The organism is Geobacillus sp. YF-1, assembly GCF_052692335.1.
In genome coordinates, this window is the sequence record NZ_CP199850.1 from 2,193,689 (window position 1) to 2,217,892 (window position 24,204).

Below are 24,204 nucleotides of genomic sequence, written 5' to 3' on the forward strand. Positions count from 1 at the left end.
CACTTTTTGCACAGAAATGAGGGCATGGCTACCGTTCGGCAAACAACGGGAAAAAGAGCCGCCCAGCTTGCTGCTTCAGCTTCGGTTCGCCAGCTGGGTCATAGCTGATCAGCACGGCGGTAGCCGGTCCCCCGGATGAAAAAAGCGACAGCGGACACGAACAACTGCGGAAGCGGAGGCGATTGGCGGCCAACAGCCCTGTCCATTCGTAAAAAACGCCTTTCGATCCGATCGGCACAAGCTCATACACATAGGGCGAAACAAGCAGCTCGGCGAAAAGGGAAAGCGGCAGCACCCATTCGGGTTGGGCCAACACCGCAGCCCCGACGAGCGGGCGGCCGATCACGGCAAACCGCGCCGTCTCCGGCGTCATCCCGATCCGCTTTCGCTGGCTGGCCACCGTCCCGAGCGCCGCCACGCCAAGCGCCGACTGCACGGTTGGAAAGTTGGATTCCGTACTGCCGGTGATCGGGAGGGAAAGAGCGAGCTCTCGTCCTGCTCGCTCAACGCCGCGGCAAAGCGCCTCCCAACGGTCGTCGGCGATGAAATTTTGCAGCACGACCGCCCTCGCTTCGGCCCCGACGCTCAACAGCTCCAGCAAAGCGACGCGGGCGGCGAAATAGGCGACGACATCAACCGAAGCAGACACGACATCGCCCGGCTTGTCTCCAACCGCCGCTGAACCATCGGCGGCAACAGCCAACTCCACGCCGTCCGCCAGCGGTAGAAACAGCACGTCACGCATGCGGCACTTTCCCCCTTGCTTTTCCCGCGACACGCTCGACAGACGGGATGACCGCCGTCGCGATCAAGACATTGATGAGCGCCGCTATCGACAGTGGCGGAATGACCGCCAACACGAACGACCAACCGAACGAAGCGGCCAGCGGCAACGGGGCGAAACAAGCGTTGCCAATGATAAAGACCGCAGCGCTTCCTATTTTCCAGCCCCGCTGATAGAGCAAGGCAAACAGGGCGCCAAGTGCGGCCATTTCCAACGCAATCAGCCAATGAAACGGTCCGAGCGGCCAACCGCCGAGCCACGCGGAAATCAAATGCCCGATTCCCGCCACCGCCGCCCCGGCACGCGGACCGAGGATGGCTGCGGCGACAAGAGCCGGAGCGCTGTCTAAGGCGATGCTGCCGACAAACGTTGGCAGCTTGATGAACGACCCGACGGCGGACAACGCCAAACAAACGGCCAGCCATGCCAAGCGACGGCTCATGGTGTCTCCTCCTTGTCGCGAAACACGATGGCGCTTCGTTCGTACTCGACATCGTTCACCCCTAACCGCGCATTCACAACCCGCGCGGCGGCGAACAAATAGTCGGATAGGCGGTTCATATATTTGAGAACCACATCGTTGATCGGCTCAGCTTTTTGCAAAGAAACGATGCAGCGCTCCGCTCTTCTCGTCACGGTGCGCGCCATATGAAGCGCCGCCGCCCCCTTCGACCCGCCCGGCAAAATGAATTTTTGCAACGGCGGCGCTTCCTGGACATACGCGTCAATGCGCGCCTCCAAACGGGCGACCATCTCATCGTTCACTTTATACGGCAGCTTGCCGTTGACAATGGCTAAGTCGCCGCCGCAGTCAAACAGCTCATGCTGGATCATTTGCAGCTCGGCGCAAAGGTCGCGAAGCCGTTCATCATCCACAAGCAAAGCCAACGCCCAACCGATCACCGAATTGGCCTCATCGATCGTCCCGTACGCCTCAACGCGCAAATGGTCTTTGTCGACGCGCCCGCCAACTAGACTCGTTTTTCCTTGATCTCCTGTCCGTGTATACAGCCTCATTCGCCCTCTCCCCTTTCCTTATTTCAATCGTTCAGCCAGCCCGCACCAAAGTCGGTCAACGCGGCTGCACATAGCGGCCAGCCGTTGGTAACAGAGGCCGACCGCATCACGCCAACGCCGCTCTTCCCTATCGACAGGGACGATGCCTTGCGTCACATCGGTGCCGATCCAAACGACGGTGCGGCCGGGTGCCGCCGCCTCCCAGCGCCGCCAGTCGCCAAAGCGCTTCTCCCATTCGTCCACATCCGAAACGCGACGAATGGCGGCTTCGAGCCCGTCAAGGACGACCGTTTTCGCCCCGTGGACATCATCGGGCGCTTGGTATGGTGCTTGATAGCCGTCCTGCCATACGATGTGGCTGCCATCGCCTACTCCGTACCGTTCCCGCACCCATTTTCGCTTTCCTTGAAACGCACCGCCGACAACGAAATGCATCGTTTCCCCTCCTTCCAACGCTGAAGCGTTGATTCCAACGTATAGCCCCCGGCAAACGGCGCCTCCCATTCCCAAAACGGACGAAGATCCGGCGCATATCGCTCCAGCAAAAGGCGGATCGGACCGCCGTGAGTGACAACAACGACATGGCAAGCCCCTGATCGTTCGGCCAAGGCAAGCGTCTTTGCGAGCGCCCGCATGATGCGCCTCTGAAACTCGGCATACGATTCACCGCCGGGCGGGGCCGCTGCGGTGGGAGACTCCAGCCAGCGCCGATACGCACGGTCGTCTTTCAAGTCCGCAAACGTCCGCCCTTCCCAAGCCCCGAAGGACAGCTCACGCCATTCCGCGGCGCACCAATCCGCCTCCCGTCCCGGAAACAAGCAAGCGGCCGTCTCGCGGCAGCGGCGAAGATCGCTGCCCACTAACAGATCGAGCGGAGCGAACCGTTCTGTGCGCAGCCGACGAAGCCGCTCGCGCTCCTCGGCCGCCAGCGGAACATCAAGCCAGCCGATGTAAGCGCGGCGCCGGTTTTCCTCCGTCATGCCATGCCGGATGAGTGTAAGAGCCAAATGACGCCCCACAGCACCGTTTCCCCCCCTTCAATGAACGCGCCAAGCACATCGCCGGTAATGCCGCCAAACTGGGTTTCCGCCCAACGCCGAGCCGCCGCCACCAACAAACCGGTCGCCGCCAATAACGCCAAGCCGGTTGGGAGCGGGACGGCGCCGATCGCCGCCAATAACGCGAGCACGAACAAAGCAGCCATCAGCGCGCCCACCGCATCGCGCCATGAACTGTATTCGCGGAGCGAAGCCGCCATTCCTGTCGGCTTTGCCAGCTTTGCGGAGACAAGAAGCGAGGCGGCGCCAGCCCGCGATAAACAAGGAACCGCCACCAACAGCGCCCATGGGACACCGGTTTGCAGCGATTCGTACAAAAACAGCCAACGGAACGACAGCACGGTGAAAAGCACGAGCACCGCAAATGCGCCGACGCGCGAATCGGACATAATTTCTTGCCGCCGCTTCACATCGCGGTAGGAAAAAAACGCATCGCCGACATCCATCAGCCCATCGGCGTGCAGCCCTCCGGCCAGCCAAACGCCGAGCCAAAGAAGGAGAAACGACCAAAAAAGCGGCGAACCGAAGGAAAGCGACAGATAAAGCGCATACAGCGCAGCCGAACATGCGCCGATCAGCCCCCCGACCAACGGCATGCACCGCACGAGCCAACGGACGTGCCACTCATTCCATTCGACGGCGCGCCGGATCGGAAAGACGGTCAGCAGCTGGAGCGCCAGCCGCCAACCGCTCCACGCCCTCTTCATTGCGGCCACCGTCCTTTTTTCACGCGCAGAAGGCCGCATTCGACTACAGCGGCCGCCCCGGCAGCGGCAACCAACTGCTGATGAAGCCACCCAAGCGTTTTCATGTAGCGAAACGTGCCCTCATCATCCGGCACCCCGCCGGAAAACAGCTCATTGGATACGACCACCACTGCCCGGCACCGTCCGGCCCACGCCCGCACCTCATCAAGCAGGTGACGGGCGGCTTCGTCAGCCGTTTTCATCGTTTGCCAATCATCTCCTACAAACAGTTCTGCCGCCCACCAAGTCGTCAAACAATCTAGCAGGACAACATCGTCCGCCCGCAAAGAAGCGGTCAGCCCCCGCGATGAAAACGGGACTTCCCACACGACCCACCGCGCCGCGGTGGCCGCCCGCCGCTCTTGATGACGGCGGATGCGCCCAGCCATTTCTTCATCGTCCGCCGGCGCAGCGGCGATATAATGAATCCTTCCGACAGAAGCGAGCCGGATGGCGCATGCTTCCGCAATCTCGCTCTTCCCGCTCCGCACCGCGCCGCTCACAAAAACGATCAACCGTCCCACCCCGCCAACGCTTCAAGCAGCTGATCGTTTTCCACCTGCGTTTTGACAGCGAAGCGCAAGTAGCGCCCATCCAAGCCGGGAAAATTCATCGTATGGCGCGGAACGATCCCGCGCTCCAACAGATGCCAAAACAGCTCCATTGTCCGGCCGGACAGCGGCCGCAGCAAATAAAAGTTGACGGCCGACGGCAACACGCGATACCGATTCAGCGGCAGCGAGCGAAACACCCGCTCCCGCTCGGCGGCGATCCGCTCTTTCGTCCAAACGGCAAACGACTCCATCTCCATAAAGCGAAGCCCGAGCTGCTGGGCGACGCGGCTTACGCTCCATGGCGGCTGCCGTTTCCGCAGCGAGGCAATGACCGCTTCATCGGCCGCCACATAGCCGAGGCGCGCCCCGGCCAAGTGGTAGATTTTCGTCAGCGAGCGAAGCACGATCAAGCGAGGGTAGCGGTCCAGCCAACGCACCGCTGTAAATCCGCCGCACCAAAACGGGTAAAACGCCTCATCCACGATGATGTACGTTCCAGCCCGATGGGCGGCGGCAATGAGGGCGTGAAGATCCCCCTTTGAGAGCACCGTTCCCGTCGGGTTGTTCGGATGGCAAAGAAACACCGCTTCACGCTCAGCCACCCACGCAGCCGCTTCGTCAAGATCAGGCAAAAATCCGCGGCTTTCCTCCGCCATCAATGACGTCACTTCGCAACCGTAAGCAAGAGAGGCGCGCCGATATTCAGAAAACGCCGGCTCCAAGACGCCGACGCGGCGGCCGGCAAACATGGCTGCCAACAAATACACCGCCTCCACCGCCCCGTTGGTGACAAGCACTTGCTCAGGGCGAATGCGCTCTCGCTCAGCCACTTTCTCTTTGAGCGCTTTGGCTTCCGGATCGGGATATTCGCTCGCCCAACGCGCCCAATCTTCTCCGGTCGGCCAGGCGGACGGCGGCAACGCGTACGGGTTCGTATTGACGCTGAAATCGATATACTGATCGGGGGGCTTCAGTCCGCATTGCTCATAAAGCGCGCGCGGATTCGCCCCATGCGCTGGCCATGGCAACGATCATCCCTCCTATCCATAATAAAAACGCAAACACGAGCACGGTCCCGATCATGATCGCGACCGCCCGGCGAATGTGAGCGGGACAAAGCGGCACCACCGCATCGCCGAGCGTCGGCCGGACGGAAACAAGGCCGCCGTATGTATTCGTTCCACCAAGCTGCACGCCAAGCAGACCGGCCATCGCCGCTTCCAGCCACCCGCTGTTCGGGCTCGGATGGCGGCGGGCGTCGCGAAACAAAATCGCCAGCGCCGCACGGAGGCGGCGCCCGCCGAAAACAAGCACCATCACGAGCGCCGTCAGCCGCGCCGGAACATAGTTCAACACATCATCGAACCGGGCAGCCGCCCAGCCAAATTCGCGATACCTCTCGTTTTTGTAACCGATCATGGAATCGCACGTGTTTACCGCCCGATACAACAAAGCGAGCGGGGCGCCGCCAATGGCGGCGTAAAAGAGCGGGGCCGTGATGCCGTCGCTCGTATTTTCCGCCACCGTCTCGATGCAGGCGCGAGTGATGCCGGCTTCATCGAGCCGCTCGGTGTCGCGGCCGACGATCATCGACAGCGCCTGGCGCGCCTTGGAAAGATCGCCCGCTTCAAGCGGCCGACGCACCTCTTCCGCCGCAACAGCCAAGCTTTTCGTGGCAATGGCGGTGAAAATGAGCACCGACTCGACCGCCACCCCTACGTACAGAGACACCGCATACCCTGCCGCCACCGCGAGCGCCGACAGCCCGTAAACAACAGCCAACACGACGACCAAAGCCGCTACCCCTTTCGCTTTTCTCTTTGTTCCGTTATTCCAGCGGCGATCGAGCGAAGCGATCAGTTTTCCCATGCCTCGCACCGGATGCGGAAGCCAGCGCGGGTCGCCCACCAGCGCATCCAAAAACAAGGCTAACGCCAATGCCGTCAAATGGGTCATCGCTTTCCCCTCCGCCGCTCGCAGCGATCGAGCGCCTCGATGGTCGCTTCATACACAAGCCGGCCAAGCGTGCGGCCAAGCTCGGTCGCCGTTCCAGCGTAGGGAAACGACCGCCCTGTTTGCGTCGCCGCCACCGCCAGCGAGTCGGTCGATGTGCCGGTAGCCAGCGTTCGCGTTTCCGGATCGCAAACCGACCGCTCGGCAAGCGCCTTCGCCTTCGCCTCCGTCGCCGTCATCACCGCTTGCACGAACGCCGCTTCCGTTAGCGTCCCATCGACGACAATGACCATATTGATCGTTCCCGGCTTCGCGGCGGCCGGCTGATGCCGCCACGCTCGGGCCGCGTCGACCGCATTGCCGACGCCGGCGGTGACTAACACCGCGGCCGAACACCCTTTCCTTTCCTCTTGAAGCCAAACGGCGTCACGGACATCGACGGCAGTCATCATGCCGATCGTCCGCTCCGGGGAAAAGCCGTGCCGTTTCAAATAGCGGCGCATCTCCTCTTCCGCGTCGCCGCAGTCGTAATCCAGCCCGACCTGGCGGTTGACGAAATGGGTCGCCCATTGAAATCCGGCGCCAACCAAAGCGGACGACAAGACGCGCAGCGGCCTTGGTGAAGCAAGAACGACCGCATCGGCCAAAAAAACCGGGCGCAGCCCACCGAGGAGCGGCGTTTTCTCCTCGCGATGTTGCGGCACAAACGAAAACATCAGCTTGGCCGCCGCTGGATGCGCTTGGCGCACGACCGGAGCGGCAAACACGTCATTCAGCAGCGCTGGCGTCATGACGTCCGCCGGCGCGCCGAGCGCGGCTGTTTTCCCGTCCTTTAAAACGAGCACCCGATCGCAATACAGACTGGCGACGTTCATCTCATGAAAGACCGCGACCACCGTCAAACCGCGGGCACGAGCCGCTGCAGTAAGCCGGTCCAAAAGCCGGACTTGCCCGCTTAAATCCATATGGTTGGTCGGCTCATCCAACAAGAGCAGCTGCGGCTCTTGAGCGAGCGCCCGCGCCAAATAAGCCCGCTGCCGCTCGCCGCCGCTTAACCGCTCCAGCGGCGCATCCATTTTGTGGGCGAGACCGACAACGGCGAGCGCCTCTTGAACGGCGGCTTCATCTTCCGCCGTCCACGCTGGAAGCAAGCCGCGCTGATGGGCGTAGCGGCCGAGCGCCACCGTTTCTTTCACCGTATAGCCGTGCGCCGTTTCCAACGTTTGCGGCAGGACGGCGGCCAAGCGCGCCCACTGTTTTGTCGACAATTCGGAAAGTGGCCGACCGCTGATGGCAATCTCGCCGCTTGCCAGCGGCAGCTCTTTGCTGATGAGCTTGAGCAATGTCGTCTTGCCGCTGCCGTTCGGCCCAATGATGCCAAACAGCTCCCCTTTCTCCACGGAAAACGTCACCCGGTCAAGCACTTGAGTCGTCCCGTATCGGTGCGACACCTCTCGCACTTGCAGCATCGTCATCCCAACTTTCGCTTCGTTTTTCGGAAAAACAAAACGGCAAACAACGGAGCGCCGACGAGCGAAGTGATGACGCCAATCGGCAGTTCGCGCGGCTCGATGATCGTCCGCGCCGCCAGATCGGCGAACACAAGAAACGCCCCGCCGTACAAGAGCGATAGCGGCAAAAGCACCCGGTAGTCCGGCCCGCATAAAAGCCGCACGATGTGGGGAACGACAAGCCCGACAAAGCCGATCGTCCCCGACACCGACACCGCCGCTCCGGTGAGAAAGGCGGCCGCCGTCAAAATAACGATTTTCCGGCGCGCAACGTCAACGCCGACATGAAGCGCCACCGCTTCGCCGAACGCGAACGCGTTCAACTCGCGGCCGTTGGCGATCAACACCACGGCACCGATGAGGAAAAACGGAAACAGCAATCCACTGTATTTCCATCCGCGCATCGCCACGCTTCCCATCAGCCAAGAGATGATTTGCCGCAATTCGTCGCCGGTCAAAGCGATCATGAGCGAAATGAAGGCGCTAAAAAAGGCCCCGAAAATAATGCCGGCTAAAATGATCGTCTCCACCGACATCCGCCGATCGACGGCGCGGGTGAACGCCAAGACGGCGGCAAGCGTCGCCATGCCGCATAAGATGCTGACGATCGGCAGTGTAAACGTGCCGAACAACGGCCATTGCCAGCCAAGGAAGATCACGAGCACCGCGCCGACTGACGCGCCGGATGAAACGCCGAGCGTGTACGGGTCGGCGAGCGCGTTTTTCAAAAGCCCCTGAAACGCCGCCCCAGCCAGCGCCAACGAAGCGCCAACCAAAAAGGCGAGCACGACGCGCGGCAGGCGGATCGCCATCACAATCGGCACCCAGTCGGAAGGCACGTCCGATGAGAGCGGCATTCCGAGCCATTGCGACGCGAGAATCTCGATAATAGAAGAAAAGGGAATCGACAGCGACCCTGTCGATACCCCTGCGAGCAGCGAAAATACAGCCGCCGTAACGGCCATGATATACATCGGTAGTTTACTGAAACACTTCCGGGTAAATGGCTTTGGCAAGTTCCTCGACCCCTTCGGCGAGGCGCGGACCCGGCCGGCTGACCAAATCGGTGTTGACATCATACACCCGCTTGTTTTTCACCGCCGGCACATCTTTCCAAGCCGCGCGCTCGAGCACTTGTTTCGCCCCGCCGTATGTCGTGATGATCACATCCGGCTTATAGGCCACCGCTTTTTCCTCGGTCACCATCGGCCAGCCTTCCAAATCGCCGGCAACGTTTTTCGCTGAAATCACTTGAAGCATCTCATCCATGAACGTTCCTTTGCCGGCCGTATACAGCTGCGGCGGCGGCGACACTTCCACCCACACATTCGCCCGCTTGTCCGCCGGAATTTGTTTCGCTTTTTCTTCGATTTGCGAAAGCTTTTCTTTCATCCCTTCAATCACTTGCTTCGCTTTGTCCACCGTTCCTGTCGCTTTGCCGATGAGCTCGATCGAGGCGTACACGTCCGCAAACGATTTCGCATCATTGACGACAAGCACAGTGATGCCGGCGTCTTTCAATTGCTGCAAGCCATCGCGCGAGTTATGGGCGCTTGACGCATGAGCTAAGACGAGATCCGGTTTGAGCGAAATGATTTTCTCGACATTAAACTCCATCCCGCCGATTTTCGTTTTCGTCTTGACGTCTTCAGGGTAATTGTCAAAATCGCTGACGCCAACGATTTTTTCACCGAGCCCTAACGCGTAGGCGATTTCCGTATTGCTCGGGATGAGCGAAACGATCGTTTTCGGTTCCGCTTTGATGGTGACCTCTTCCCCCAAGCCGTCTTTCACCGTCACCGGAAACGCCGATTGTTCCGCTTTCGGCTCCTCTTTTTTTGTCGGCTGGGCGCTGCTGCCCGCTCCGCTGCTGCAACCAACAAGCATAGCGGCCAAAAGGAGGAGAGCAGCGAGCGCCGCAGACCATTTCCAACGCTTCATCCGTACGTCCCCCCTTCAATGATGTATGGACAATAAAAAAACGCCCATTCCGTCCGGTCGGGGAATGAGCGGGAAACAGACCACCAATGGGCACAACTATGCCCTATGCGACTGTTTCCGCGTCTCACCCCCCGAAGATTCGGAAACCGCAGCAAGCAAGGCAGGTCTACTGGCTCATGCGTCATCCTACTCTGAAGCCTTCCCGTACGGAAAACAGCACAAGCCATCCGTCCGTACAGTGGCGATTTCATTTCGTCCGCATTGACAGTTGCGGGGACAGCTCCGGATTCCCACCGGATTCCCTATTAAGCCTTTTCGGCACCTTGCTGCGAGTTGATTGAGTTATCGGATATGGACATTTTTATATTAAAGCAAGGCTTGGCATTTGACAACTATGAATTTACAGCAGGCTGGCGGCCGGCGGTCATCGATCCATTTTTGCGGTCAGGCAGCTCGGCTCCAGTGTCCGTGTTTTGTACGGAACGCCGCAGGCACCGTTGCATCGAACGCCGCGATGTCCAATGCCGCCACGTTGCCTACCTCCACTTTCTCCCCTTCACCGTTTGGCAACGACGCGTTCCTTTGAAAAACAGGAAAGACGCCTCCCTCTGGCCCGGCGTCTTTCCCGAATGCAAGATTCATCTCCTCACTGCTCGATGTATTTTTCAAACACAAAGCCGAAATCTTTTACCGTATAGTTCTTTTTCGCTTCCGTCAGCCATCGAAACGCGTATTCATTCACGGCCTGAAAATCAGCCGACACATTGGCGCCGTCGCCGCGCATATTGGCAAACACCTTGGTCGCCAGCTCGAGGCTCCGCTCGGCATAGTCGAGCTTCATTTCATTTTCGCGGCAAATGTCGGCGATCGCAAGCAGCGATTTATACAAATCTTTCAGTTCCTCGATATGTTTTTTATGCACATCAATCGAGTAGGCGTGCGACCCGATTTTGAATTTGATTTCCGCGTCCAAATCGACTGTTCCGGCCGTCTCGAGCGACACGTCGGAAATCGGATGCTTGTAGTAATCGTAGCGGCGCAGCGTCCGTTTTTTGCTTGTTGCGCTCGTGCCGTCCAGATGAATGAGCGCACGGTTGGTGAAGCAATACTCATCGGATTTCGATTTAATAAGGAAGTAGATTTTTTCTCCATCCTCGTGCATCACATAATCATCGGCATCGACTTTGTCGTAGTCTTTCGGCTGAATGACCGAACCGATGTCGCTCAATCCAAGCACATCGGCCGCGACTTTTCCAAACATGCTCATTTCTCGCCCCGACCCCTTCCATTTTTCATTGGCTCGCGCCGCTCCGCAACGGGCAGCAACGCACGTTGTTTTGGCAGAGCACCGCATCCTCTATAGTCATACGTGGAGGGCAAAAAAAAGTTTCATGTTTGCCAACCATTGAACGGCCCAACGCCTTGTTCAGACGGCGTCAGGCCGTACACGCCACTACAGTTCCCCGCTCAGTCGCGAGCCTTTGTTCGTAAGGCGCAGGGCGATCAAATACACGAGCCCAATGGCGATCCAAATCAATCCGAGCTTTTTGCTGAGCGGATCGAGATTGATCCATACGTAGCCGATGACGACAAACCCGATGAGCGGAAACAAAAGATGGTTGATATAGTCATGGCTCTTTTGTTTGCGCAAAAAGTAGTTCATCACCGATACATGCAAAAAGAGAAATGCGGTCAGGGCGCCGAAGTTGACAAGCGAAGCGAGCTTATCGATTTGCGAAGCGAACACCGTCGTGACAATGAGCGAAATGACAGCGACAAGCAAGGTGCTTACGTATGGCGTTTGAAACTTCGGGTGCACTTTGGCCAGCACGCCGGGCAATTGACGGTCGCGACCCATGCTATACAAGATGCGGGAAATAGCCGCCTGCGCCACAAGGGCGTTGGCGATTCCCCAAGAAAACGCCGTGGCAACGATCGTCGTCCATTTGAGCCACGGTCCGCCTGCCAGCTCCGCAATCTGATAAAACGCCGCGTCTGCGTTTTTAAACGTCGTATAATCAGGCCAAATCAAAGCCGCCACCCATGTTTGAATGATAAACAGCGCCCCGACCACCAGCAGAGCGCCGATGATCGCCTTGCCGATGGACGACCTTCCGTCTTTCGTTTCCTCAGCGAGCGTTGACACCGCGTCAAAACCGAGAAAGCTCAGAACGGCGACCGACACCGCTCCCATGACCGTTCCCATGCTGAAATGATCGGGGTCATACAACGGCTTAAACGTAAATTCCGCTCCGTTCACCCCTTTGAAAATCGCCACAACGCCCGTTATTACAAAAATTACCAAAACGATGAGCTCTAGGATAACGATCACTTTATTGGCTCTCGCTGTCATTTCGATACCGAGAATGTTAATGACCGTATTGATGCCAATAAACAGCACGAGCCACACATATATTGGCACTCCCGGCACAATGTCGGCTAGAGCGGCGGCGCTGACCAAGTAAAGAAGCGCCGGGACAAAGATGTAATCAAGCAAAATGACCCAACCCGCCATAAAGCCGACGTATTCATTCATCCCCCTCTGCGCATAGGAATACACGGAACCAGCGATGGGAAACGCCTCAGCCATTCTCGCGTAGCTTAATGCGGTGAAAATCATTCCCACCATTCCGATCAAGTATGCTAAAGCGACCATCCCTTTTGCCCCTTCGGCTACATACCCGTAAATACCGAAAGGAGCGATCGGCACCATGAACACCATCCCATAAATCAACAAGTCCACCCATGTGAGCGACCGCTTTAGTTCCTGCTTATAACCGAGCGACTCAACCGATTTGTTCGTTTCCAATTGCGCCATCGCCATTCCCCCTTATTCCTCAAACAAACGAACGCCATACGCCTCAAGCACGAAGCGCGGCACAAAAAAGCGCGCGGTGACAAGCGGATCCACCACTTGGCTGATTTGCGTCTGACCGGCGGCGCTAAGCACCATCGTCAAATGGTTCAACGTCAACGAAGTGTGCGGCCGTAACAACTCAACCATTTCCTCAACCGATCGTTTGACCGCCTCATCTAGCGTTTTGGCCGACACGATGGTCGCAATCCCTTCGTCATTTTGCAGCAGTGGATGGTTGAGGGAATGTCCTTTGATCACGCGGACGGTGACGGTCACTTCCCCCGGAATTTCAATGCCGGACACGCCGATCTCGCCATCACCCATCGCCGCGTGCAAATCGCCTAAGGCAAAGAGCGCTCCTTTGACAAAAACAGGGAAGTATACCGTCGCGCCTGTTGTAATGAGCTTCGTATCCATATTGCCGCCGTGCGGTCCCGGCGTTCCGCATGATACATCCTCGCCGTTTGGCGCCACCCCAATAACGCCAATCATCGGATTGAGCGGGATGGAAAGATGTTCGTCAAATACGGCTCGGTTTTCTTCCACCGGAACGATTTTCGCCTCAAACCGCGAAATTCGGTCGCCGAGCACCCCGAGGCCTGGCCCAACAGCCATCACTCCTTGCCCTTTAAGGCGAATGTGTTCAATTTTGACCGCTAAAATGTCACCGGGTTCCGCCCCTTCAATATAGACGGGGCCCGTTGCCGGATTGATATGGTTCCAATCAATGGAATCAAACGGTGTTTCGCTAGATGTAATTTGATTTTGGAAACAATCGTACGTTTCGATGACAAACGTTTCCCCGGACCGAACTGTCCGAACCGGCTGATGGTGTTGGCTAAACGCGTAAATGGCTGTTGTACACGGAACAAATGACATCTTGCCTTTCCCCCTTTCATGTTTGTCTCATTATACCAAGCCGAAACCCGTCCGATTTGCATTTTTTTAATCATTTTTTGTTACTTCTTTATTTTTTGAATAAATCGATAAGTGCGGACGAACAAAAAGCTTCCTATCCCATTCCAGGCGATGGCCTCCAGCTCATCATGGCGACTCCCCCAGCGCCAAGCGAACACGAGCAAACATGACCAGCCGATCATGATCATCACCCCGAGGCGCTTTTCCTTCGGCCGCCAAGCAGCCAAACCAAAGCACACAGAGGCAAGCAGAGCGGTCGAAAACAGAACTAGACGCAGCGGAAGAAAAAGAACTATCGATAAAAGAGCGAGCCCAAACAAAAAAGAAAGGGCGTATGTCCGCGGGAATTGGCCGCCCCACTTGGTTTCCAAGAGCTGCACAACCGAACGAAGGGAAAGGGACAAGCTGCACGAGAGCGCCGCCAACAGCGCCATGGCAAGCGGCCAAGACATCCAAGCGGAGGAGGAAAGCAGCCATCCTTTCCATATCGCTTCGGGCGAAGCAGCCGCCGCGTACGGAATGCATAAAGCGGCCATGGCCAAGGGGAGAGGGACGAGACAACAACCAGCAAGTAAAAACGCCATCGCAACCCGCTCTTTTTTTATTCGGGGGGCGACTTCCCATACATACGGATCGGCGAACCACTGTCCGGCGGCCGCAGCCAACACGGAAAAAAAGAGCACCAACAGCGAAGTTGCACGGAGATCAAGGAGAGACGGAGCGGTACGGGCCACCGTCTCGTAATATCGCATGACACCCCCCGTCAGATAATAGGCAAACGGAATGATGCCGGCAACGAGATAAACGATGTACAACAGAACGGTTCCGATTCTCCGCATTCCCGCCCAGCCAGCAAGAACCGTAAAAACGTACACATAGCTAAACCAAACCAATAAAAACAGCAAGGAAACGTGAAAAAGATGCCGCAGCAAATAGGCGCATAACCCAAGAACGACGAGCAGCCGCCCGATCGAAAGAAGGCAGACTAAAAAGCGGAACAAAACCAAAGCCCGCGCCGTAAAACAACGATCCGGCCACCGCTCCCCTTCGCTTGCCAACGGTTGAGGGCGCGCCGTTATCGAACGCCAAAGGACAAAAACAGCCACTCCCATCGCCATGGCCAGCGTGATCCCTGCAGCCACCCCGCCATACATAAACGCATAGCAGCTAAACAACAGCAACTCCCCGGACGCTAAACGCAGCAGCAACGCATTGACCCCTTTGCTTAATCCAAACGTTTCCGCTCCTAAAGAATGGGAGCGCCCGACATCCGGCACGACGACAAGCAGCAACACGCATGCCATAACCAACAGCGTATACCAATCCATTATCCGTTCGTCTCCTTATACGTTGTCGGCGGGATGCCAACATATTTTCGAAACAAATGGCTAAAATGATGCTGGCTAGAAAACCCAGTCTCTTCGGCAATGCGAGCCATGGACCAGTCCGGTTTCTTGATGAGCAGCTCTTTCGCTTTTTCAATCCGATATCGGTTCACATAATCTTTAAAATGAATGCCGATCTCCTCAACAAACAGCTTGCTCAAATAGGCGGGATGAGTATGCACGGCCGCCGCCACCGCGGCAAGGCTGATTTTGTGCGCGTAATGCCGATGGACATAGTCGAGCGCCGACCGGATGAGCGGCGATGAGGCCGATGCTTCGGGATGCTTTTGTTCAAACTTTGACAGCGCCTGATCGAACTCACTCTCAATGAGCGGCTTGACCAAATAATCGAGCACTTCGAGCTGAATCGCTCGTTTGGCGTAAGCAAAATCTTGGTAGGCGGTAATAATGATCACTGAGAGATTAGGCTGTTTCTGCCTCAGCTCACCGGCTAAATCCAATCCCGATTGTCCGGGCAAGTGAATATCGATCAAGGCCAACCGAAAGCGATGGGCCGCCGCCAGCCGTTTTGCTTCTGAGGCGTCCTCCGCTGTCCACACTTCCCAGTGCGGATGTTTCCGCTTCACCAAATAGCTCAATTGCTCCAATTCCAAATACTCGTCATCGACGATCAACACTTTCATCGTTCACACCTCATCACTGGGGACATACGGCCAAACGACGGCCGCTTCCGTCCACCCGTGTTCATTTTTTTGCAACACAAGCTGCGTAGGCAAATCAAACAACAGAGCGAACCGCTTCCGCAAATTGTCCAACCCGACTCCTCCCTCGGTGACGGATAGCTCCTTGCCCTCATGGCCATTATCGCAAACGCGCAAATATACCCAATTGCCTTGGCGCCGGCAATCAATCGTCAACCGCTTTTCACCCGTTTTTTTCTCAAGACCGTGCTTAAAGGCGTTTTCCACCAATGTTTGCAACGTATAGGAAGGAATGAGTGCGCGCAGTCCGTCTCGATCGATTTGCACCGCTACCGACAACCGTGAACCGAAGCGAAGCTGTTGCACGGCTAGATAGTTGTGAGTATGTTCCCATTCTTGTTTGAACGGAATAAGCGGCTGTTTCGTCTCATAGCTGTCGCGCAAAAACAACGCAAAATGCTCTATCCCCCGGATCATCTCTTCATTTTTTCCTAGGCGCGCCAAAGATAGAAAAGCATTGAGCGCATTAAAAAAGAAATGCGGGCGGATTTGTTGATGAAGCTGCATATACTTGCTTTCCTGCAATTCTTTTTCCAAGCGGAGGCGCGCATGTTCCAACTGCCAATAATCAACTTCCTTCTCCACCGCCCCCAACAGCGTTAAAACCGTCAGCGCTACGAGCGGCAGCAACACACTGAAAATAAGAATGATATGAAATACAGGCTCGGCCATCATCACATTCTCCCCACCATTCACCCTAGTTTCTCATTCCTTCTTTCATTTTATCATAGCCTTGTTTTTCATCTGGTCACCAAATCAACAACAGCGGCGATGCAAAGCGGCTATGTTCCGCCGCCGTAAATCGGCTCCTTCGCTTGATCTATTCCTCACTTTTTACCAAAAACAGGGTTGCCCCACAGGATCGTCTGTTTTCAAGATAACATCGATGATGAAAAAAGGTGTCCCAACAGGATCGGGACACCTCCGACTGATCATATTCCATGTTATCTCAACGGCGACCTTGCCATGCGGATATACGTATGGCGTTTGCCGCGGATGGCGATCGAATACGCCATAATGTTCTCTGGAACGGCGATGCCATGGTAGCCAGCGTCGCCGATATGGTGCATGTCCGCTCCTGCCATTTTGCCTGCAAGCGCGATCTGGCGAATCGTATGCGCATCCGCTCCTTCCTGACTTGTGCCAATCGTCAGCATCACAAGCGCCCCATGTTCATGCGCTACCTGAACAAGCTTTTCTGTCTTGTCTAATGTCACCCCTGGCACGGTTCCTGGAGCCGGCATCAAAACAACGTCAGCACCAGCGTGAATGAAACGCACCACCACTTCTTCCGATACAATCCCGCTTCCCGTTTCGCCGACAACGCCTGCCGCATGCATTTTCCCGGCAATAATTAGGGCGTCATCGCCTAAAATGGATCGCGCCGTTTCGATGGCTTTCACAATCTCATCATTCGTCACGCCTGTTTTTGGGTTTCCGGTTAGGCAAATAAAGTCAAATCCTAGCCGTTTTGCTTGTTGCAGTGACTCAGCCATTGCCATTCTCCCTTTTGGCAGCGGGGCAAGCTCCTCGAGCTGCTTTGCATTCGGGTCAACAGGCTCCAAGTTGACCCCAACCGGACGCCCTGTCAACTGCTTTAACCGTTCCACCATTTGATTCGGTTCGTTCGTGTCCAAACCGTTCACAACCGGCCGGAATACATCGAACCAATTCAACAGCAGCAAATCCGCCCCAAACGCCGCGGCCAGTTCAGCGTTAGTGACCGCCGGATAAAGCGGCGCGAATTCCCCGATGACTTCCGCGACGATGACTCTTCCTTCTGACGCCTGAATCGCCCGCTTCAGCTGTTTCCCCGTCATCTTGCGGAAATCGGAAGCACTGCAATCCAACAATCGTTTCATAAGAAGTCCTTCCTCACACTCCCATACAAGAACAATCTGTCCATTTCGCTTTTTACCGTTTTCTCATCGCATTGGCTAAAAATTCGACATCCGTGCCAACAATCACTTGCAAATCCGTTTGATTGAGGCGAAGCACTCCTTTTGCCCCTAAGCGCTTCAATTCCGCTTCATTGACTTTTGACATATCGTTGACTTTTAAGCGCAAGCGCGTCACGCAATTGTCAATTTGTATGAGATTGTCTTTTCCTCCCAACGCCTCGATATAGTTTGCAGCAAGGTCCTCATATTTGACGCCCGACTGCGCCGCCCCGCTGTCGGTAAACTCGCCTTCTACGTCGTCTTCACGCCCCGGCGTTTTTAAATCCAGCTTCGTAATCAAGAAATAGAAGACAACGAAATAGATCACGGCATAGATGAGTCCTTGAACAATCAACAAATACGGTTTTTTCGCAATGCCGTAGTTTAAGAAAAAGTCAATCGCCCCAGCCGAGAACGTAAACCCGTGGTGGATGTCAAGCGCCGTCGCCACTGCGAGCGACAAGCCGGTCAACACGGCATGAACGACGTACAAGAGCGGCGATAAAAACATAAACAAAAATTCGATCGGTTCCGTAATCCCAGTTAAAAACGATGTTAACGCCACGCCAAGGAGCGCGCCCGCGACCGCTTTGCGCCGCTCTTTTTTCGCCGCGGCGATCATCGCCAGTGCTGCCGCCGGGAGACCGAACATCATCACCGGGAAGAAGCCGGCCATAAAAATGCCCGCATCCGGGTCACCGGCGAAAAAGCGGCTTAAATCGCCGGTTTTGCCGTTATATTCGCCAAAGACAAACCAGACAAAACTGTTTAACACATGGTGCAATCCGACCGGAATCAGCAGCCGGTTTAAGAACCCGAAAATGCCGACGCCAACAGCCCCAGCGCCAACGATCCAATGGCCAACCGCGTTGATGCCGTCTTGAATCGGCGGCCAAATGTAGCCGAAAACAAGAGCAAGCACGAGCATCACAAGCGATGTCACGATCGGCACAAACCGCCGGCCGCCGAAAAAGCCGAGCCAGTCGGGCAGCTTGATATCATGATAGCGGTTGTATAAAAGTCCGGCGATCACCCCGGAGATGATGCCACCTAATACAGACATATTGATGTCTTTATCAATCGCGGCAGCGCCCTTCGTTAGCACAAAGTAGCCGATCGCGCCGGCCAGAGCGGCGGCGCCGTTGCCGTCTTTGGCAAAACCGATCGCCACGCCGATGGCGAAAATCAACGCCAAGTTGGAAAACACCGCATCACCTGCAGCAGCGATAAATGGAATATCTAATAAATCCGGCTTGCCGAGTCGAAGCAACAATCCAGCCGCCGGCAAAACGGCAATCGGCAGCATTAACGCTTTTCCAAGCCGCTGCAAAAAGCCTAACATTCATACTCCTCCCCTTTCCATTTCAATCATAAATTTGTACCGGTCGCCGCGGTACACCGATTTGACGACTTCGAACGGCCGGCCGTCATCAAGGCAGGTGCGGCGCTCAAGCAGCAGCACCGGCGCCCCTTCTTTCACTTGCAAATGCTCAGCCTCCAGCTTGCGGGCGACGGACGCTTCCAATGTTTGAACAGCAGAACCGATGATCAATCCTGTTTCCTTTTCGATAAATTCATAGACGGAACCGCTTACAACATCACGCGTCAGCCCGGGAACAAGATGGACGGGAATGTAGAGCGTCTCCAGCGCCATCGGCAAGCCATCGGCCAACCGGAGGCGGCGGACTTCATAAAGGTCATCGCCTTCGGTGACGCCAAGTCCTTCAGCCAGCTTCTCGGAAGCTGGAACGGTCTCAAAGCGGAGGACGATCGTGCCGGGCTCCATGCCGCGCGCCCGCATATCTTCGGAAAAGCTCGTCAGCCCTTTCAGCGGCTGCTCGATTTTTTTGGCGGCGACAAACGTTCCTTTCCCGCGCCGGCGGATGAGATAGCCATCGTTCACTAAATTGTTGACCGCCTGCCGAACGGTCATCCGGCTGATGTCATACGTTTCTGCCCACTCCCGCTCCGACGGGATCATCTCGCCCGGCCGCCACTCTCCTTTTTCGATTTTTTCTTTTATATATTGCTCGAGCTGATAGTAAATCGGAATCGGCGACTGTTTATCGATCATGGCGCATCCCCTTTCCGCTTTTCCTTTGGGATGAGCGAGAGCGCCGCGCAGTCGGCGATGATCGTCACGTCCGGATGAAGGTGAAGCGCCGAAGCCGGCCAATCCGGTGTGACAACGCCTTCGAGAAGCCGGGCAATGGCCTCCGCTTTTTCCTCCCCTGACGCCAACAGCACGATGCGGCGGCTCCGCAAAATGGTCGCAATTCCCATCGTTATGGCATAGCGCGGCACATCATCCAACGACGGGAAAAAGCGGGCGTTCGCTTCGCGCGTCAACGGGGCGAGCTTGACGACATGAGTCGGCGATGAAAACGGCGTTCCCGGCTCGTTAAAGCCGATATGGCCGTTGCGGCCGATGCCTAAGAGCTGCAAATCGATGCCGCCCAATTCATCGATGAGCCGCTCGTAGCGGCGGCATTCTTCGTCAAGATCAGCAGCCAAGCCATCCGGCACATGCGTCTCGTGAAGCGGGATGTCCAAGTGGGCAAACAAATGCTGATTCATATAATAGCGATAGCTGTTCGGATGATCCGGACCGAGCCCGACATACTCATCCAAATTGACCGTGCGCACGAGCCGATACGATGTCCCATGTTGCCGATGATCGGCGGCCAATTGGCGGTACACACCGAGCACGGTCGAGCCGGTCGCCAAGCCGAGAACGGCATTCGGCTTTTCCTTGACTTGTTTGATGATGATGTCCGCTGCCTGGCGGCTCATCTCGGTATAGTCAGCGGTTTCCAAAAGCTGCAACGCCATCGCTCTTCCCCCTTTCACCCCGCTGGCGATAAGCAAGAGCGCCGCGGCAAAACGTCATCATGACCTCATATCGTTCATTCAACACGACGACATCGGCGTCTTTGCCGGGTCGCAAGCTGCCCTTTCGATCAAGGATGTCAAGCTGTTTTGCCGGATTCCAGCTCGCCATGCGGATCACCTCTTCAATCGTGCAGCCGGTGTAATCAAGCACACGGCGGATGGCGTCGGCAAGCTTGAGTACACTTCCCGCCAGCGTACCGTCGGCAAGCCGCGCCTCTTGACCGCGGACGGTCACCTCTTGGCCGCCAAGTTCATACCGCCCATCACCTAGACATTTGGCCCGCATGGCATCGGTGATTAAGATGAGCCCATCGCTTCCTTTATTCCGATACGCAAAGCGGACCATCGGCGGCGCGACATGCAGCCCATCGGCGATCAGTTCGCACATCACTTCTTCAAACATCAGCACAGCACCGGCAACCCCCGGTTCGCGGTGATGGATGCCGCGCATCCCGTTAAACAAATGGGTGGCGTGCGTCACTCCTGCTTGAATCGCCGCTTTCACTTCGTCGTAAACGGCATCGGAATGGCCGATCGAAGCGATGACCCCCGTTCGCTTTAAATAAGCGGCCAACTCAAGCCCCCCCTCGCGCTCCGGGGCAAGGGTGACAAGGCGGATGTGGCCGCCGGCCGCCTCTTGCCAGCGCTGAAACAGCGAGACATTGGGGTCGATGAGGTGGCGCGGGTGTTGCGCCCCGGTGCGCTTCGGCGACAAAAACGGCCCTTCCAGATGAACACCGAGCACTTCGGCGGCTCCCGGCCGGTTCGCCTCCGCCATATAGCGAGCGACGTTGCGAAGCGCGGCTCCGATTTGTTCGCTTGGCGCCGTCATCGTCGTCGCCAAAAAGCTCGTCGTCCCTTCCGCCGGCAGCGCCTCAGCCATCGCGTGAAGCACCTTTGGGGTCGCATCCATGACATCCGCCCCAGCTGCCCCATGAATATGGACATCGATGAATCCCGGTACGATGGAAAACCGCGAGGAAAGCTCGATCACTTCCGCCCCTGCATCAGTTGGGCATGACGACATTGGCCCGATCGCGGCCACTTTTTCCCCTTCGATCAGCACATACCCTTGTTCAATGGTTCCTGTTTCTGCATACACCGCGGCATTTTTCAATATCCACCGCTTCATCGCACTTCCCCACTTTCTGTCTCTTATTATAACATTATATATTCTAGTTGTCTATACCATTAAAATGAATCCACCGTTCGCTGTAGCGCGAACGAAGGCAAGGAGTGTCCCAAACGGGCTGGGACACCCTCTTTCATCGCTATATAATAAGCGCCATCCGCTTCCTTGACACACTATTATGTTGCGTCTTTCTTGAGGGGAGACCGCCTTTTCGGTCAGCCCCTTTCGTTCCAACGACCCTACGTCCGTTTCGACCCGTGATTCGGCAAATAAAAAGAAAACGTCGTTCCTTCGTTCAGCTTGCTGCGGACGGTAATGAGCCCCTTATGCGCTTCGACGATATTTTTGGCGATGGCCAAACCGAGTCCGGTGCCCGCGCGTCCGCGCGTCCGCGCTTTGTCCGCTTTGTAAAAGCGCTCAAACACAAACGGCAAGTCTTCCTCCGGAATGCCAGAACCGGAGTCTTGAACGTGAATCGTCACGCCATCGCCGCTCGGTTCGACGATGAGGCGAACGGTGCCGCCTGATTCCGTGTGGCGGATCGCGTTGTCGATCAAGTTCGTCAACACCTGTTCGATCCGATCCGGATCGAGAGAGATTTCGATGTCCCGATCACGAAACTCGGCTGTCAGCTCAATCTGCTTTTCTTTCGCCAGCCCGTAAAACTTGCGGATCACCCGCTCGATGTAAGGAACAAGCTGGACTTGTTCGTACTCTAGCTCGATATGGCCCGCTTCCATGCGCGCCAAGTCAAGCAACTCGTTAACAAGGCGGCCCATGCGCAACGACTCGTCGTAAATAACTTTCGCCATCTCTTTCTTCTCTTCTTCACTCGCCGCGATATCATCGATGATCGCCTCGCTGTAGCCTTGGAGCATAGCGATCGGCGTGCGCAATTCGTGCGAAACGTTGGCGATAAAGTCTTTGCGCAGCTTGTCAAGCCGCCGCTCTTCGGTCATGTCACGCAAAACGGCGACCGCGCCGCGCACCATCGTTTTGCCGTACAGCGGCGTCATTAAAATCACCCACGTCCGCCCTTGCAGCGTCACTTCTGTCGATTGCTCCTTCTCCTCGCGGACGACGCGGGCAAACAGCTCTTTCACTTGCGGCGGCAGCGGCGCCATCGCTTCCGCACCGTTCCCTTGCTCGAAATACCACGCCTGCAAAAACCGCTCGGCCGGCGGATTCGTAATCAACATTTCCCCGTCGCGGTTAAACGTAATGACGCCATCGGCCATGCTGCTTAAAATGCTGGCGAGCTGCTCTTTTTCTTGATTGAGCGCGTTAATGTTAAACTGCAGCCGCCGCCCCATTTGGTTGAACGCCATCGCCAGCCCGCCGATTTCGTCATTCGTTAAAATCGGCACTTTCATATCGAAGTGGCCGCGCGCCATTTCGAACGCGGCTTGCCGCATTTTCCGGAGCGGAGCGGTGATGCGCGTCGACAAGAAAAAGGCAAAAAATGTCGTCATGATAATGGCGATAAAGGCGGCAAGGAAAATGAGTTCCTTTGTCTGCTTTGTCGCGTCGGCGATCGCTTCGAGCGATTGATAAATAAACACGGCCCCGCGGCTGCCGTCCGGCATCGTCATCGGCACGCCAACTATAATCACATCACGGGGCAGCTTTTCTTTTGGCTGCCACTTTGGCATATACAAACGCTTTTTCACCGTTTTCCCGTCTGTCAGCACCCGCCGCAAGTCCCGATCGCGGCGGATGAACGACAGCGGCACATCATCGGAGTCTGCCCCGCCGGGCGAATACCAATAATGCGCCTCATCGGCGACGATGATCGCTTTCGTGCGATTGTCGACCAGCGTCCAAGCGATCGAGCGGGCGAGCTCTTCATCGCGGTGATCGTGCATCACCTCGGCCACTTTTGTCGCTAGGCGGGTGAGGTCGTTTTCCGCTTCCTGCACATAATAGTCTTCCAAAAATTTAATGAGCAAAATGCTTAAAATAAACAGCACGCACGAGACGAGCAGCAAAATCGTGAACCACAGTTTGCCGACGACACTGCGAAACAGCCACATCAGTCGCTCACTGCCTCAAACTTGTAGCCGACACCCCAGACGGTGACGATCATTTTTCCCGCTTGCGGCGACGCTTTGTTCAGCTTTTCACGCAGCCGTTTAATATGGGTGTCGACCGTGCGCAAGTCACCGAAAAACTCGTAATGCCAGACTTCTTTCAGCAGCTGCTCGCGATCAAACACTTTATCGGGCGAACGAGCCAAAAAAAGGAGTAGCTCGTATTCTTTCGGCGTCAAGCTCACCTCTTTCCCATCGACCGTCACCCGGTGGGCATCGTTATCAATCGTCAAGTGCGGAAACACGAGCACGTCTTTCGCCGTCGTTTCCACCGGCGCGTAGGCGGCGTTCGCGGCGCGGCGCAACAACGCTTTCACCCGCAACACGACTTCGCGCGGGCTGAACGGTTTCACAATGTAATCATCGGTGCCGACTTCAAACCCTTGCACGCGGTTCGCTTCTTCGCCTTTTGCCGTCAGCATAATAATCGGCGTCGTTTTTTGCTCGCGAATTTCTTTGCACACTTCAATGCCGTCTTTGCCCGGCAGCATCAGATCGAGCAAAATGACGTCATAGTCGTTCGCCAGCGCCTTTTCCAGCGCTTCGTTGCCGTCGCCCGCTTCGTCAATCACGTAATTTTCCCGCTCCAAATACATTTTCAAGAGCCGGCGGATGCGCTCTTCATCGTCAACCACTAATATCCGGATGGTTTTTTCTTGTTTTTCCAATGCTTTGCACCCCCATCATCAATGGAAACATCCCTA

Annotated in this window: 25 protein-coding genes and 1 riboswitch; all 25 genes read right to left on the reverse strand. The window is 56.4% G+C overall.

The genetic code is table 11. The annotated features are described in order from the left end of the window. Positions 1–28: 28 nt before the first annotated feature. The 25 genes from ACTVIM_RS10820 to ACTVIM_RS10940 all read right to left on the reverse strand — a co-directional run bounded on the left by ACTVIM_RS10820 (position 29) and on the right by ACTVIM_RS10940 (position 24,168). Complete coding sequence (locus ACTVIM_RS10820) at positions 29–745, reverse strand: ATPase (RefSeq protein ID WP_445612590.1); 717 nt, start codon at positions 743–745, stop codon at positions 29–31. Then, positions 738–1,226 (reverse strand): ECF transporter S component, encoded by a 489-nt coding sequence (locus ACTVIM_RS10825; protein WP_445612591.1) that lies wholly within the window; start codon positions 1,224–1,226, stop codon positions 738–740. Before ACTVIM_RS10825 ends, ACTVIM_RS10820 begins: the two co-directional genes overlap by 8 nt. Next, positions 1,223–1,801 (reverse strand): cob(I)yrinic acid a,c-diamide adenosyltransferase, encoded by a 579-nt coding sequence (locus tag ACTVIM_RS10830; protein WP_445612592.1) that lies wholly within the window; start codon positions 1,799–1,801, stop codon positions 1,223–1,225. Before ACTVIM_RS10830 ends, ACTVIM_RS10825 begins: the two co-directional genes overlap by 4 nt. A gap of 18 nt (positions 1,802–1,819) precedes the next feature. Beyond that, the gene (locus ACTVIM_RS10835; RefSeq protein ID WP_033021126.1) at positions 1,820–2,236 is read right to left on the reverse strand and encodes a bifunctional adenosylcobinamide kinase/adenosylcobinamide-phosphate guanylyltransferase; all 417 of its coding nucleotides are present in this window, start codon (positions 2,234–2,236) and stop codon (positions 1,820–1,822) included. After that, on the reverse strand, positions 2,170–2,820 hold the full coding sequence (locus tag ACTVIM_RS10840; RefSeq protein ID WP_445612593.1) for a histidine phosphatase family protein: 651 nt from the start codon (positions 2,818–2,820) through the stop codon (positions 2,170–2,172). Before ACTVIM_RS10840 ends, ACTVIM_RS10835 begins: the two co-directional genes overlap by 67 nt. After that, positions 2,778–3,566 (reverse strand): adenosylcobinamide-GDP ribazoletransferase, encoded by a 789-nt coding sequence (locus tag ACTVIM_RS10845; RefSeq protein WP_445612594.1) that lies wholly within the window; start codon positions 3,564–3,566, stop codon positions 2,778–2,780. Before ACTVIM_RS10845 ends, ACTVIM_RS10840 begins: the two co-directional genes overlap by 43 nt. After that, complete coding sequence (locus ACTVIM_RS10850) at positions 3,563–4,120, reverse strand: bifunctional adenosylcobinamide kinase/adenosylcobinamide-phosphate guanylyltransferase (RefSeq protein WP_445612595.1); 558 nt, start codon at positions 4,118–4,120, stop codon at positions 3,563–3,565. The genes ACTVIM_RS10845 and ACTVIM_RS10850 overlap by 4 nt, the downstream gene beginning before the upstream one ends. Further along, on the reverse strand, positions 4,117–5,187 hold the full coding sequence (gene cobD / locus ACTVIM_RS10855; protein ID WP_445612596.1) for a threonine-phosphate decarboxylase CobD: 1,071 nt from the start codon (positions 5,185–5,187) through the stop codon (positions 4,117–4,119). Before cobD ends, ACTVIM_RS10850 begins: the two co-directional genes overlap by 4 nt. Continuing rightward, positions 5,144–6,115, reverse strand: coding sequence for an adenosylcobinamide-phosphate synthase CbiB (gene cbiB / locus ACTVIM_RS10860; protein WP_445612598.1), 972 nt, complete (start codon positions 6,113–6,115; stop codon positions 5,144–5,146). Before cbiB ends, cobD begins: the two co-directional genes overlap by 44 nt. Then, complete coding sequence (locus ACTVIM_RS10865) at positions 6,112–7,587, reverse strand: adenosylcobinamide amidohydrolase (RefSeq protein WP_445612600.1); 1,476 nt, start codon at positions 7,585–7,587, stop codon at positions 6,112–6,114. Before ACTVIM_RS10865 ends, cbiB begins: the two co-directional genes overlap by 4 nt. Continuing rightward, complete coding sequence (locus ACTVIM_RS10870; RefSeq protein ID WP_445612601.1) at positions 7,584–8,639, reverse strand: FecCD family ABC transporter permease; 1,056 nt, start codon at positions 8,637–8,639, stop codon at positions 7,584–7,586. Before ACTVIM_RS10870 ends, ACTVIM_RS10865 begins: the two co-directional genes overlap by 4 nt. Continuing rightward, positions 8,605–9,564, reverse strand: coding sequence for an ABC transporter substrate-binding protein (locus ACTVIM_RS10875; RefSeq protein WP_445612602.1), 960 nt, complete (start codon positions 9,562–9,564; stop codon positions 8,605–8,607). Before ACTVIM_RS10875 ends, ACTVIM_RS10870 begins: the two co-directional genes overlap by 35 nt. Before the next feature lie 142 nt (positions 9,565–9,706). After that, a riboswitch (cobalamin riboswitch) is annotated at positions 9,707–9,905 on the reverse strand. Positions 9,906–10,210: 305 nt separating this feature from the next. Then, positions 10,211–10,825, reverse strand: a complete 615-nt coding sequence (locus tag ACTVIM_RS10880; protein ID WP_033021246.1) for a PH domain-containing protein — start codon at positions 10,823–10,825, stop codon at positions 10,211–10,213. A 192-nt stretch (positions 10,826–11,017) separates the two neighbouring features. Continuing rightward, on the reverse strand, positions 11,018–12,382 hold the full coding sequence (locus ACTVIM_RS10885) for an APC family permease (protein WP_445612603.1): 1,365 nt from the start codon (positions 12,380–12,382) through the stop codon (positions 11,018–11,020). Between the two features lie 12 nt (positions 12,383–12,394). Beyond that, positions 12,395–13,300 carry an acetamidase/formamidase family protein gene (locus tag ACTVIM_RS10890; RefSeq protein WP_445612604.1) on the reverse strand — a complete coding sequence of 302 codons (906 nt, stop codon included), beginning with the start codon at positions 13,298–13,300 and terminating at the stop codon, positions 12,395–12,397. 80 nt (positions 13,301–13,380) lie between these two features. Further along, positions 13,381–14,667: a hypothetical protein gene (locus ACTVIM_RS10895; RefSeq protein WP_445612605.1), complete on the reverse strand. Its 1,287-nt coding sequence runs from the start codon at positions 14,665–14,667 to the stop codon at positions 13,381–13,383. Continuing rightward, positions 14,667–15,368: a helix-turn-helix domain-containing protein gene (locus ACTVIM_RS10900; RefSeq protein ID WP_445612606.1), complete on the reverse strand. Its 702-nt coding sequence runs from the start codon at positions 15,366–15,368 to the stop codon at positions 14,667–14,669. The genes ACTVIM_RS10895 and ACTVIM_RS10900 overlap by 1 nt, the downstream gene beginning before the upstream one ends. Positions 15,369–15,371: 3 nt before the next feature. Next, positions 15,372–16,118, reverse strand: a complete 747-nt coding sequence (locus tag ACTVIM_RS10905; protein WP_255516076.1) for a sensor histidine kinase — start codon at positions 16,116–16,118, stop codon at positions 15,372–15,374. Between the two features lie 272 nt (positions 16,119–16,390). Further along, positions 16,391–17,308, reverse strand: a complete 918-nt coding sequence (locus ACTVIM_RS10910; RefSeq protein ID WP_445612607.1) for a DUF7916 family protein — start codon at positions 17,306–17,308, stop codon at positions 16,391–16,393. 52 nt (positions 17,309–17,360) lie between these two features. Then, on the reverse strand, positions 17,361–18,728 hold the full coding sequence (gene nagE, locus ACTVIM_RS10915) for an N-acetylglucosamine-specific PTS transporter subunit IIBC (protein ID WP_445612608.1): 1,368 nt from the start codon (positions 18,726–18,728) through the stop codon (positions 17,361–17,363). Next, positions 18,729–19,460, reverse strand: coding sequence for a GntR family transcriptional regulator (locus ACTVIM_RS10920; protein ID WP_445612609.1), 732 nt, complete (start codon positions 19,458–19,460; stop codon positions 18,729–18,731). It lies immediately after the preceding gene. Beyond that, positions 19,457–20,218, reverse strand: coding sequence for a glucosamine-6-phosphate deaminase (gene nagB / locus ACTVIM_RS10925; protein WP_445612610.1), 762 nt, complete (start codon positions 20,216–20,218; stop codon positions 19,457–19,459). Before nagB ends, ACTVIM_RS10920 begins: the two co-directional genes overlap by 4 nt. Continuing rightward, positions 20,190–21,410: an N-acetylglucosamine-6-phosphate deacetylase gene (gene nagA / locus ACTVIM_RS10930; protein ID WP_445612611.1), complete on the reverse strand. Its 1,221-nt coding sequence runs from the start codon at positions 21,408–21,410 to the stop codon at positions 20,190–20,192. The genes nagB and nagA overlap by 29 nt, the downstream gene beginning before the upstream one ends. Before the next feature lie 239 nt (positions 21,411–21,649). Further along, positions 21,650–23,443, reverse strand: a complete 1,794-nt coding sequence (locus tag ACTVIM_RS10935; RefSeq protein WP_445612612.1) for an ATP-binding protein — start codon at positions 23,441–23,443, stop codon at positions 21,650–21,652. Continuing rightward, positions 23,443–24,168 (reverse strand): response regulator transcription factor, encoded by a 726-nt coding sequence (locus ACTVIM_RS10940; RefSeq protein ID WP_033021090.1) that lies wholly within the window; start codon positions 24,166–24,168, stop codon positions 23,443–23,445. The genes ACTVIM_RS10935 and ACTVIM_RS10940 overlap by 1 nt, the downstream gene beginning before the upstream one ends. Positions 24,169–24,204: the final 36 nt, after the last annotated feature.